Annotated in this window: 11 protein-coding genes; 7 read left to right on the forward strand and 4 right to left on the reverse strand. The window is 27.6% G+C overall.

Annotated features, from left to right (window positions below; translation table 11 throughout):
• Positions 1-257 precede the first annotated feature (257 nt).
• On the forward strand, positions 258-1,355 hold the full coding sequence (locus ABHC41_RS12625; protein ID WP_195929267.1) for a hypothetical protein: 1,098 nt from the start codon (positions 258-260) through the stop codon (positions 1,353-1,355).
• A 45-nt stretch (positions 1,356-1,400) separates the two neighbouring features.
• Positions 1,401-2,267 (forward strand): hypothetical protein, encoded by an 867-nt coding sequence (locus ABHC41_RS12630; RefSeq protein WP_092923105.1) that lies wholly within the window; start codon positions 1,401-1,403, stop codon positions 2,265-2,267.
• Positions 2,268-2,393: 126 nt separating this feature from the next.
• Here ABHC41_RS12630 and ABHC41_RS12635 read toward each other — a convergent pair whose 3' ends face one another.
• The gene (locus ABHC41_RS12635; RefSeq protein ID WP_195581718.1) at positions 2,394-2,714 is read right to left on the reverse strand and encodes a hypothetical protein; all 321 of its coding nucleotides are present in this window, start codon (positions 2,712-2,714) and stop codon (positions 2,394-2,396) included.
• 209 nt (positions 2,715-2,923) lie between these two features.
• Between ABHC41_RS12635 and ABHC41_RS12640 the strand changes: the two genes are divergently transcribed.
• A complete protein-coding gene (locus ABHC41_RS12640) occupies positions 2,924-4,108 on the forward strand; it encodes a M20 family metallopeptidase (RefSeq protein WP_195929264.1) in 1,185 nt (394 codons plus the stop codon).
• A gap of 310 nt (positions 4,109-4,418) precedes the next feature.
• Positions 4,419-5,447 (forward strand): BMP family ABC transporter substrate-binding protein, encoded by a 1,029-nt coding sequence (locus ABHC41_RS12645; protein ID WP_195929263.1) that lies wholly within the window; start codon positions 4,419-4,421, stop codon positions 5,445-5,447.
• 74 nt (positions 5,448-5,521) lie between these two features.
• Here the strand turns inward: ABHC41_RS12645 and feoB are convergent, their stop codons facing one another.
• Together feoB and ABHC41_RS12655 are read right to left on the reverse strand one after the other, a co-directional pair.
• Positions 5,522-7,648 carry a ferrous iron transport protein B gene (gene feoB, locus ABHC41_RS12650; protein WP_195581719.1) on the reverse strand — a complete coding sequence of 709 codons (2,127 nt, stop codon included), beginning with the start codon at positions 7,646-7,648 and terminating at the stop codon, positions 5,522-5,524.
• A 29-nt stretch (positions 7,649-7,677) separates the two neighbouring features.
• Entirely contained in the window at positions 7,678-7,905 is a 228-nt protein-coding gene (locus tag ABHC41_RS12655; protein WP_092923120.1) for a FeoA family protein, read from the reverse strand.
• A 145-nt stretch (positions 7,906-8,050) separates the two neighbouring features.
• Here ABHC41_RS12655 and ABHC41_RS12660 point away from each other — a divergent pair, with 145 nt between their 5' ends.
• Both ABHC41_RS12660 and ABHC41_RS12665 read left to right on the forward strand, forming a co-directional pair.
• The gene (locus ABHC41_RS12660) at positions 8,051-8,518 is read left to right on the forward strand and encodes an iron dependent repressor, metal binding and dimerization domain protein (protein WP_092923123.1); all 468 of its coding nucleotides are present in this window, start codon (positions 8,051-8,053) and stop codon (positions 8,516-8,518) included.
• 110 nt (positions 8,519-8,628) lie between these two features.
• Positions 8,629-10,290, forward strand: coding sequence for a ribonuclease J (locus ABHC41_RS12665; protein WP_195238552.1), 1,662 nt, complete (start codon positions 8,629-8,631; stop codon positions 10,288-10,290).
• Positions 10,291-10,380: 90 nt separating this feature from the next.
• Here ABHC41_RS12665 and ABHC41_RS12670 read toward each other — a convergent pair whose 3' ends face one another.
• Positions 10,381-11,175, reverse strand: a complete 795-nt coding sequence (locus ABHC41_RS12670; RefSeq protein WP_166504857.1) for a tetratricopeptide repeat protein — start codon at positions 11,173-11,175, stop codon at positions 10,381-10,383.
• 656 nt (positions 11,176-11,831) lie between these two features.
• On the opposite strand from ABHC41_RS12670, the gene ABHC41_RS12675 reads away from it, so the two are divergent.
• A complete protein-coding gene (locus ABHC41_RS12675) occupies positions 11,832-12,011 on the forward strand; it encodes a hypothetical protein (protein WP_092923302.1) in 180 nt (59 codons plus the stop codon).
• Positions 12,012-12,260 lie beyond the last annotated feature (249 nt).

Consider the following 12,260-nt stretch of genomic DNA (forward strand, 5'->3'; position numbering starts at 1 on the left):
TAGAACAGATATAGATTTACCATGGGAAAGAACAGATAAAGCAGAGCTATTAAGAAAAGAAGCATTAGGACAATAATAAATAAAGAGGTAATCTTTTAAAAGATTACCTCTTTATTTATTATTGATTCCAATGATTTCATCATAAAAATAGGCTAAATAATATAAACCTTAATATTATTTAGACAAGTAGTTAATATTTATATAGTAAACAAGCATATATATGTAATGAGATTTAATATCTATAAGGAGGAATTACTATGGGAAGTAAAAGTAGTATTAGTGAGATAATTAAATTTGCAGGAACATATATATCTGTATGTATAGGGTCTGGATTTGCTACCGGACAAGAAATAATGCAATTTTTTTCAGCACATGGGATAGTTAGTATATTGTCAAATTTAATATGTATGGGTTTACTAGCATATTGTGGATCTAGTTTATTAGAAATCGGGAAAACTCAAAAACTAAGAAGTAGCAATGATATATTTACATATTTATGTGGAAATTATATAGGTGGATTTTTTAAATTATTTATGCCTATATTTTTCTTTTGTAGCTTTATGGTTATGATATCAGGGGCAGGAGCATCTATAAATCAATATTATGGGATAGATAAACAAATAGGTTCCATAATAATAGGATCACTAGCATTAGTATCTGTACTTATGGGAATGAATAAGGTTATAGATATCTTGGGTAATATAGGTCCAATTATAGCTATAATGTCAGTAGGAGTTGGAGTAGTAACTATTGCAAGAAATTATGAATCTCTTTGTGCTGTTAATCAAATATTAACAACGATAGATGTTACTAAACCAGTAGATCACTGGTTAACTACAAGCATAATATACACAGGGCTAAACCTAATAATAGCTACACCATTTTTAGTTGGAGTAGGTTCTACAGCAAAAAAGAAAAGTAGTTGTATATGGGGAGGCATTATTGGTGGAGTATTATTTATGGCAGCTGCTATAGCTCTTAATTTAGGGATAATGTCTGATATAGAAAATATATACATAACTGAAATACCTACTTTATATATGGCTGATAAAATTGGCCCAATCGTAGGGGCTATGTTCTCACTTATGTTAATTGCGGGAATATATACAACTGCAGTTCCGTTACTATGGACTGTATGCACAAGTTATTTTAAGGAAAAGAGTAGTAAGTTCACAGGCATAGCAATATTTTGTACTGTATTAGGAATAATCGGAGGAAGATTACCTTTTGCAACACTAGTAAAACTTATATATCCACTATCAGGTATGTTTGGAGTTATAATACTAATATCCATATTTGTAAATAAGATAAAAAATAATGTATTTGGTATTAATATTAAATATAAAGGTTTATAATATTTGATATAATAAATACATAACTAAAATACTAAGGAGAAAAATATGACAAAACAGCTAGAAATAGATTATGCATTTGGATATGTTTACGACAAAAGCAAGTTAGTAGTAATGTATCCAGTAGGAAGTAATATAATAGATGAAAATGAATATGAGATGGAAGTTGAAGTTGCTTTCTTAGAAGATGGAATAGAGGTTGCATTTGAAGAAAGTGACATAAAAGAAGCAAATGATACTATAAAACCATTAGAAATGTTCTTAATGAAACCAAGCAAAATAATACCATTTGTAACAAGTATAAAAGACTATGAAAGTAAAGAAGAAAATAAAAAATTATTAAAAGAATTTGATGAAGAATATAAAGTAAAGGAAAGTTACATAAATAAAGGATATGAGATAAGAGATGTATATCATGTATTTGAGAATGTGGTAAAATATATACCTCAAGAAAATTTAGATACTTTAAACATATTAAAAATAGAAAAAGAAAAATTTGATATGGACAAATTCATAGAAACTACTAAAAATAATTTAGATGAGGCTATAAACAGTGAATTAATACCTGTTAATATGGAAAAAAGTAACCTAACAAATAGATTATTCCTTAAAACATCAAAAGATACAAGTGCTAAATATGTAGTATTTGGAACAGATATAAGCACATATTCAGAAGGAATACTTTGTGCAAATAAAGAAATAATAAAAGATATGGATGTAGATATGGGAGATCTTGAATTATCAAATACAAAAGATGTTGGATATCTTATTGAAGAAGTTGATGGATACCTAACATTTAAAATATCAAATTATAATAGTCAAACACCTAATGGGAATCAATTAGCACAAATAGTAGATTATAGCGGCGTATTTAAGAAAATGATGATTGATTTTATAGGTCAATTTATAAAATAAAGAATATATTTACATAAATAAAAAATAGAAAAAGTGTCTAGATTTATAGATACTTTTTCTATTTTTAATAAAAAAATTAAACATTATTAAAATATAAAGTAAGTTAAATAATAATTTTTCAAAAGTTTATCTATTATCATGTATTAATAATAAATAAGCTCCACCAGCTAGTTGATTATTGCAATCTATTCTTCCAACTAAATCATTTCCTTTAGATATATAACCATCAGAGTTAACTTTACCAATAGGCGAATTATTTATATGGTGAGAATGAATAGTACCATCTTCTTCTACTCTCCCAATTGGATTATCACTAAGATCATACATAACATTATCACAAACTTTGCCAATAGGACAGTCATGATATAAATGATTATGGACAATGTTATTAGCATCTAATCTTGCAACAGGTCTAGCATTATAAGGAAATTTAACCATTTCAAACATACTTATCACACCTCTCAAAATAAATGTAAAAATTTTGAAAATTAATACAATAATAAAATTCTATATTTATTAACTTACACCTTTTAAATAAAACAAAAATATATAATACATGAATTGAGGTATAAACAACAATATATATAAAATATATTTCTTAAAAAGTATTTTAATACATATATTTTTATGTAAATTATTTTTATAAAGGAGACTTTATGTATACTGAAAATATTAAAAGAAAGGTAGAAGATATAGAGAATTGGTTAATAGAGGTGAGAAGAGAGTTTCACAAGTACCCAGAATTATCATTAAATGAATACAACACTAAAAATAGAATATTAAATTACTTAAAGGAAATGAACATAGAGTATACAGAATTTGAAAAACACAACGGAGTTATGGCTTACATTATAAAACCAAAAAATAATATAACTATAGGAATTAGAGCTGACATGGATGCATTGCCCATAAATGAAGAAAACGAAATTAATTATAAATCAAAAAATAAAGGTGTAATGCATGCTTGCGGACATGATGCTCATATAGCTATGCTACTTGGAGCATGTAAGATTTTAAATGATATGAAAGATAAGTTACATGTAAATGTAAAATTTCTATTTCAACCAGCAGAGGAAACAGTAGGAGGAGCAAAATTTTTAGTAGAAGATAGATGTATGAAAAATCCAGATGTAAATTATATGTTTGGATTACATGTAATGCCATATTTAGAGACTGGATATATAGAGACAAAATATAATATATTAAATGCAAGCACTGATAGTTTAAAAATTATTATAAAAGGTAAAAAATCTCATGGAGCATACCCAGAATCAGGAAAGGATGCTATACTAGTAGCTTCTAGTATAATTTTAGCCCTACAAAGCATAGTAAGTAGAAATATATCACCATTAGATAGTGCAGTTTTGACAATTGGCAAAATTATGGGAGGAGAAGCTCAAAATATTATATGTGAAGAGGTTTCAATGAATGGAATATTAAGAACAATAAACAAAAATACAAGAAAAGAAATGATAAAAAGGATAGAAAATATAGTATCAGATATATGTAGAGCATTTGATTGTAAAGGAGAAGTATTATGGGGAAGCGATGGGTATCCTCCTGTAGTAAATGATGATTATCTAGTAGATATAGTAGCTGAAAGTACAGAAAAATTATTTGGAAAAGATAGATTTATACTAAAGGAGAAGCCATCTTTAGGAGGAGAAGATTTTTCTTATTATTTAGAAGAATGTAAAGGTGTTTTTTATCATATCGGTTGCAGGAATAGTAATCAAGAGGTTACTCAGCTTCATACTTCTACATTTAATATAGATGAAAGATGCTTAGCAGTAGGAACTCTAATGCATATAGCAAATGTTTTATATTTTAATAAAAATTAATTATAAAATTTTGTATATAGAAAAATTAAATAGTTAAACTTAAAAAATAAAATTTAAATTTATTTGTTGTTTTATATATTGACAACTATGTATAAAAATGTAATAATAAATAAAAATGAAAACAAAATAATACTAAATCAGCTTTAAAATAGTCCAGAGAGACTAAAAAGATATTAATGTTTACACTAGTAGTATAGAAATTACTATCCTTTTATCATGCTGATAAAAGGATTTTTTTATGAAATAAAAAAGTTTTATCTTTGGACAACTTAAAAAGGCGGGGTTTTGAATAAAACTAGGAGGATTTATCATGACATTTAAAAAGTTAGTATCATTAGCAACTGTAACTGCATTATCAGCATCATTATTAGTAGGATGTTCAGGCGGAGAAAGTGAAAAGAAAGATGATGGTAAATTAAAAATAGCTATGGTAACAGATGTAGCAGGAGTAAATGATCAATCATTTAATCAATCTGCATGGGAAGGTCTAGAGAAGGCAAAAAAAGATTTAGGAGTAGATGTTACATACTTAGAATCAAAGCAAGATTCAGACTATGCAAGTAACATAGAAACTTTAGTAGACCAAGATACAGATTTAATACTAGGGGTAGGTATGAAATTAGCACCAGCTATAGAAGAAGCAGCTAAAATGTATCCAGACCAAAAGTTTGCTTTAATAGATGAAACATATAAAGAAGTACCTAAAAATGTAGAAGCAGTGCAATTTAACTCAGAACAATCTGCATATTTAGCAGGTATAGTTGCTGGTAAAATGACTAAGACTAATAATGTAGGATTTATAGGTGGTATGGAGTTACCAGTTATAGAAGCATTCCAATATGGATATATGGCAGGGGTAAAAGCCACAAATCCAGAAGCTAAAATACAAGTTCAATATGCAAACTCATTTACAGACCAAGCAAAAGGTAAGGCTATAGCTAAGCAAATGTATTCTCAAGGTGCTGATATAATATTCACTGCAGGTGGAGATGTTGGTACTGGGGCTATAGAAGCTGCCAAGGAAGAAGGTAAATATGCTATAGGTGTTGATAGAGATCAAAGTTCTCTAGCGCCTAAAAATGTATTAACTTCAGCTATAAAAAGGGTTGACGTTGGTGTATATGATGTAGTCGAGAAGTTAAAAGAAGATAAGTTTGAAGGTGGAACAACAACAATATATGGCCTAAAAGAAGGTGCTGTTGGATTACCTGAAAGTACTAAAAACTTAGTACCACAAGATGTAATGGATTATGTAAATCAACAAATTGAAAAGTTTGAAAAAGGTGAATTAAAAGCACCTAAAAATGAAAAAGAATATAATGAAATGGTAAATCAATAGAATAATTTTTAATCTACTATAACTATAAAAATAGAGCTATCTTATAAGATAGCTCTATTTTTTATTTATTAATATTAAGCTAAGCCTAAAATGTTAAATAAGCAAGTTGTCATAAAGCAAATTGTAAATGCTATTACAGTAGGTAGTAAAAATCCGATTAAAGTCCATTTAGCACTACCTGTTTCCTTTTTTATAGTGATTAAGGTAGTAGCACAAGGCCAATGAAGTAAGCTAAATAACATAACATTAAGTGCTGTTAGATAAGTCCATCCATTATCTCTTAAAACTGTTCCTAAAGCTGAAAGTTCATCTAATTCAATCATTGAACCTGTAGCCAAATAAGACATTAGTAAAACTGGTATGACTATTTCATTTGCAGGTAAACCAAGTATAAAGGCCAAAAGAATAAATCCATCAAGACCTATAAATTTAGCTATTGGATCAAGGAAATTTGCTACATGAACTAGAATACTCATGTCTCCTATATAAATATTAGCAAATACCCATGTCACAATACCAGCAGGTATGGCAACTATAATTGCCCTGTATAAGACAAATAAAGTTCTATCAATAATAGATGTATATAAAACTCTTCCTACTTGAGGAGTTCTGTATGGTGGAAGCTCTAGTGTAAAAGTAGAAGGAACTCCTTTTAATAGTGTCTTTGACAACCCATAAGAGACTAAAAGTGTTATTAATACACCAAATACTACTATCAAAGCAATGCAAAGAGCAGTTACTATACTTGTAGAAGTGGAACTTGCAATGGCTGAAGAGAAAAATATTGTAGCTACAGCAATCAAAGTTGGAAATCTACCATTACAAGGAACAAAGTTATTGGTAAGTATTGCAATTAGTCTTTCTCTTGGAGAATCAATTATTCTACAACCTATAACACCAGCAGCATTACAACCAAATCCCATACACATAGTAAGACATTGTTTACCATGACAACATGCTTTTTTAAATAAATGATCTAAGTTAAATGCAACTCTAGGAAGATACCCAAAATCCTCAAGTAAAGTAAATAGTGGGAAAAATATTGCCATAGGTGGCAACATTACAGAAACAACCCAAGCCAGAGTTCTATACATACCAAAAGTAAGCATTTCATTTAACCAAACAGGTAGATGTATAGTTTCTAAAAAATTATATATATGTGGTTCTATACCAAAAAGTACATTAGATATCATCTGTGAAGGATAGTTTGCACCTTGTATAGTTAACCAAAGTATAAAAGCAAGACACAATAGCATTAAAGGAATTCCAAATACTTTAGATGTAATAATCTTATCTATTTTATCATCTCTCTTGTACTTTATATCACTTTTTATATTTATAGATAAATTATATAGTTCAGAAGCATATTCATAATTAGTCTTACTTATACTATCTCTTATTGATTTTTTATCTATATTTAGTGGAAGTTTTGATTTAATTAAATCAATTGATTTGTTACAGTCACCATCTACATAGTCATTCATAGATTTATAAATACTATTATCTCCATCAATAAGCCTTAAAGCAAGCCATCTAGATTTTATAAAAGGAATATATTCTTTTAAGTCTTTTTCTATAATACTTACATAACTCTCAATTTCTTTATTATATTTTATAATTTTATTATTATACTCGTATTGATTTAATACTACTTTATCTAAAGTACATAAAAGTTCATCAATTCCTTTTTTATTTCTAGCTGATGTCAAAACAACAGGTATTCCTAGATATTTTTCTATTTTGTCCTTATTAATAGAAATACCTTTTTTCTCAGCTTCATCAATTAGATTTATGCAAAGTATAACTTTATCAGTTAATTCCATAATTTGAAAAACTAGATTGAAATTTCTTTCTAAAGATGTAGCATCAGCAACAACAATAACTGCGTCTGGATTTCCAAAACAAGCAAAATCCCTAGCCACCATTTCTTCCTGTGATGCAGCAAATAGAGAGTAAGTACCTGGTAAATCTACTAAAGCATATTCTTTATTATTGTATTTAAAATCCCCACGAGCAGTGCAAACTGTTTTACCAGGCCAATTGCCAGTATGTTGCTTTAAGCCGGTTAAAGTATTAAAAACAGTACTTTTACCAGTGTTAGGGTTACCAGCTAAGGCAATGACATACTGGTTGGGCTTTCTTTCAATGTCAAACATATCTTTTAAGGATTTTGCTTTTGTAGAGTCATGAGTTAAACCCATAATAAATCCCCCCTTTATAAAACTAAAAATTAAATTCTAGAAACAATAATGTTATCTCCCTCTTCTTTTCTAAGGGCTATTTTTGCTCCTCTTATATCGTATACTGTTAAATTATTTTTAGGTCCTTTTCTTATAACATGAACTAATGCACCATCTGTAAGACCTAGAGCAAGCATTCTTTCTCTTATATATCCATCAGTTAAAAGTTGTTTAACTATAACTGTAGAGTTTATATCTATATCACTGAGCTTAGTCATAATGCACCTCCATAAAATTCAAACTTAGTCTAAGCTAACTTTCACACTAAATACTATGAAAAAATTATAAGAAATGTTACATAAAAGTACTATTAAAAATAGGCATTTAATATATTTAATATAAGACACATAGGAGGTTAAAACAATGAATAATGAGTATTACACATTTAATGAATATATAAAAAATAATAAACTTAGTCCTAGCGAAGAAGACTATATTGAGATGATATATAGATTATATCTAGAAAATAAGAAAATTAAAGTTGCTGAAGTTGCATTAGCGCTAAATGTAAAAATACCATCAGCAAGTAAAATGGTAAAAAGGCTGAGCGGTAAAAATTTATTGGAACATGAAAGATATGGATGTATAAATTTAAGTCGTGAAGGCAAGAAAATTGGAGAAAAATTATTAAAAAGGCATGACACTATAGAATCGTTTTTAAAAATTATAGGTGTTCAAAATAATCTTCATGAAGAAACTGAAAAAATTGAACATACTATTAGGGAAGAAACATTAGAAAAAATAAGTTTATTAGTAGGATTTTTAGGTGAAAATAAATCTATATTGAAAGAGTTTAAAGACTATATATTAGAAAAAGGCGATGCATATTAATAAAAATAACTAATAATTAAATATATATTGTTAAAAATAACTTATAGAATGATTGAATACAAAATATTAAATTTAACATAAATTGAACAAAAGAAAAGGAGACATACTTTATGAATAAGGATAGCATAAAAGTTATTCCACTTGGAGGTCTTGGAGAAATAGGAAAAAATATAACTGCGATAGAGTATAATAATGAAATAATCATTATTGATTGTGGGATATCTTTTCCGGATGAAGATATGTATGGAGTAGATTTAGTTATACCAGATATACGATATCTGTTAGATAAAAAAGATAAAGTAAAGGGAATGTTTTTAACACATGGACACGAAGACCATATAGGAGCTATACCATATATATTAAAACAGTTAAATATACCAGTATACGGAACGAAACTTACAATAGGACTAGTAGAGAATAAGTTAAAGGAACATGATTTGTTAAATCATGTAGATTTAAACCCTGTAAAAGCTGGTCAAAGTATAAAATTAGAAAATATGAAAATAGAATTTATCAGGGTGACTCATAGTATAGCCGATGCGTGTGGATTAGCCATACACACACCTTTAGGTATAATACTTCATACAGGAGACTTTAAGATAGATTACACTCCTATAGATGGGCGAATGACAGATTTAAACAGAATAGCTACACTGGGCAAAAAAGGTGTACTACTTTTAATGGCAGATAGCACAAATGTTGAAAGAAGTGGACATTCTATATCTGAAAAAACTATAGGAGAAACATTAAATAGAATTTTTACAAATGCTAAAGGAAGAATAATTGTAGCTACATTTGCTTCTAATATTCATAGAATGCAACAGATAGTAAATGCATCTGTAATGCAAAATCGTAAAGTAGTATTTAGTGGGAGAAGTATGGAAAATATATCTCAAGTAGCTATGGAACTAGGATATTTGCATATACCTACAGAATACATAGTAGATATAGATGATATAAGTAAGTATCCAAATAATGAAATAACTATAATAACAACAGGAAGCCAGGGAGAATCAATGGCGGGTCTTTCTAGAATAGCTTATGGATCACATAGAAAGATAATTATAGAACCAGACGACTTTTTTATAATATCTGCATCACCTATACCTGGTAATGATAAGTTAGTTTCTAGGGTTATAAACCAATTATTTAAAAAAGGTGTAGATGTTATATATGAGGATTTAGAAGAAATCCATGTGTCAGGACATGCCTATCAAGAGGAGTTAAAGCTTATTCATAGCTTAGTTAAGCCTAAGTACTTTATGCCAGTACACGGAGAATATAGACACTTAAAACATCATAAAGATTTGGCTATAAAGTTAGGAATGAAGCCTCAAAATGTATTTACCTTAGAAACTGGACAAGTGTTAGAAATAACTAATGAAGGGGTAAATGCAAATAAAAGAGTTCATACAGGGGTTATATTTGTAGATGGTTTAGGAGTTGGTGATGTAGGAAATATTGTACTTAGAGATAGAAGAGATTTAGCTAAAGATGGAATGGTAACTATTGTAGTTGCTATAAATAGAGATAGTTATAGTATAGTAGCAGGTCCAGACGTAATAACTAGAGGATTTATATACGCTAGAGAAGCAGAGGATTTAATAAATAAAATAAAGGAGGTATCAAAAGAAGAGATAGAAAAATGCCTAGAACAAGAAATATTGGAGTGGCAAATACTAAAAACAAATATTAAAAGATCCATAGAACAATTGCTATACCATAAAACTAAAAGAAGACCTATTGTTTTCCCTATAATAATGGAAGTATAGTATATAAAGATATATTAAATAATATAACAAAAAATTAAAAAGCCTTCTATTTGTTTATTTTAAACTAATAGAAGACTTTTTAATTTTTTACTACTTATTAGAGTTAGAAAGTGCTTTTGAGTACCACTTTAAAGATTTAGTATAGTCTTTTTCAATACCAAGTCCATCTTTATACATATTAGCTACTTTTATCTGTGCATATCCGTTCCCACCTTCAGCTAATTTAAGGTATATATCAAATGCTTTAGTATAGTCGATTTTACCTAAAGTCCCATTATAGTAGTTATCAGCATCTATTAGTCTTTTATCCTCAATATCATCGCTAAAATTAGAATTTTCAATAACTAACTCTTCAAAGTTGCCAAAATCTTCAATAGTGTAAGGAATATTAATATCATTATTCATATTTATATTAGAAAAATCTAAGATATCATTATTAATCCAATAATTTAATGCTTTATTATAGTCTTTATTTTCTCCATAGCCATTATAGTATAAATAGTCCAAAACATCTTTGGCTAATATATAGCCTAAATCGACAAGTTTCTCTAAATAGGCATGAGCTTTACAATAGTCTTTTTTATCTTCAGAGAAAACATAGATTAATGCTAGGTTAAACATAGCAGTTAAATTTCCTAAATCCTTAGCCTTTTCAAAGTAATATACACTATCTTCTAAATTTTTATTTACCCCTTCTCCATTAAAAGATAAAACACCGAGCATGTTAAAAGCTTCAGCTATATTAAAAGTGGAAGCTTTTAAATATAAACCAAATGCTTTTTTAAAATTTTTTTCTACATCTAGACCATAATAGTATATATTTCCTAAATTAAAAAATCGAATCCCATTATTTATATATTTATTTTCTGTATTTATAAAACTCAAATATATCTCCTCCAATAAAGTTACATAAGACTTTAACACTTATTATATTACTAAATATAATATGAATGAAATTTATAAAGGGTGAATTAAAATATACTATATGTAGGACTATAGTGGAATTGTTTACGATATAGAAATTACCATATAAAATGAAAAAGGTTAAGGTTATAGGCATAGCTGAGAATTATGTATCTCATTATGTTTAGATGTTTAACAAATACTATATAAAGTTTAAATTATGTAGTTATTATAATGACAGTATCAATAGGAGCTTTAGCCTTTATGCTTCTTTATAAACTGGCAAATGTAAATATTTCAGAAATAATGAGAAAAGTAATTACGATAAAAGTCTTGGGATTTTATGATAATGAGGTAAGTATTTATATACAGAGAAAGTATAATGTTTGGTAGAATAGCAGGTTACAAAAGTTATATAATTGCATTTATATTTAAAATAGTATTATGATTAATTATCAATATATCCATGTATCATAATTAAAAAATGTAGAAATAGTGGAATTTCTCAAATCTGTCGATTAATGATGTAAATTGCAAATATAAAATTATATCAAAAATAAACCGTCCTACATAATATATCTTAAGAGTATAAAAACTCTAGAATATAAATGACAACAGGAGGTAAATATATGAGTAATATGTTAGACAGATTCTTTGGAGGCTGTGAAGGTGGATTTGGAGCATGGTGGATAATAGTACTATTTTTCTTATTCCTAGCATTTGGAGATGTATGGTGTGAAATAGATATATGTTCATGGATACCATTTTTAATATTATTATTAATAATATGTGGACAAGAAGGATTCTTTGATTGTTAAATTAAACTAAATATAATTAAATTAAAAGCTAAGAGTAAAATCTTAGCTTTTTAAATTATTTTAAAACAAAACTTAAAAAAATAAGTATTTTTGCTGATTTACTTGTATATTTTAATATATTTGTGAATACTTAATATATATAAATATATATATTAAAAATACAAAAAATAATCTTGAAATATTGAAAAGTTGAATGTATAATATAACCTTAAAGTGAAAATAAGAGAAAAAATATTACATTTTTAAACA

Source organism: Romboutsia sp. 1001216sp1, from assembly GCF_039841805.1.
GTDB lineage: Bacteria > Bacillota > Clostridia > Peptostreptococcales > Peptostreptococcaceae > Romboutsia_C > Romboutsia_C hominis.

Excerpts from the sequence above, each read along its gene's own strand:
- ABHC41_RS12625 (WP_195929267.1), top strand. The coding sequence starts at position 258 with ATGGGAAGTAAAAGTAGTATTAGTGAGATAATTAAATTTGCAGGAACA.
- ABHC41_RS12630 (WP_092923105.1), top strand. The coding sequence starts at position 1,401 with ATGACAAAACAGCTAGAAATAGATTATGCATTTGGATATGTTTACGAC.
- ABHC41_RS12635 (WP_195581718.1), bottom strand. The coding sequence starts at position 2,714 with ATGTTTGAAATGGTTAAATTTCCTTATAATGCTAGACCTGTTGCAAGA.
- ABHC41_RS12640 (WP_195929264.1), top strand. The coding sequence starts at position 2,924 with ATGTATACTGAAAATATTAAAAGAAAGGTAGAAGATATAGAGAATTGG.
- ABHC41_RS12645 (WP_195929263.1), top strand. The coding sequence starts at position 4,419 with ATGACATTTAAAAAGTTAGTATCATTAGCAACTGTAACTGCATTATCA.
- feoB (WP_195581719.1), bottom strand. The coding sequence starts at position 7,648 with ATGGGTTTAACTCATGACTCTACAAAAGCAAAATCCTTAAAAGATATG.
- ABHC41_RS12655 (WP_092923120.1), bottom strand. The coding sequence starts at position 7,905 with ATGACTAAGCTCAGTGATATAGATATAAACTCTACAGTTATAGTTAAA.
- ABHC41_RS12660 (WP_092923123.1), top strand. The coding sequence starts at position 8,051 with ATGAATAATGAGTATTACACATTTAATGAATATATAAAAAATAATAAA.
- ABHC41_RS12665 (WP_195238552.1), top strand. The coding sequence starts at position 8,629 with ATGAATAAGGATAGCATAAAAGTTATTCCACTTGGAGGTCTTGGAGAA.
- ABHC41_RS12675 (WP_092923302.1), top strand. The coding sequence starts at position 11,832 with ATGTTAGACAGATTCTTTGGAGGCTGTGAAGGTGGATTTGGAGCATGG.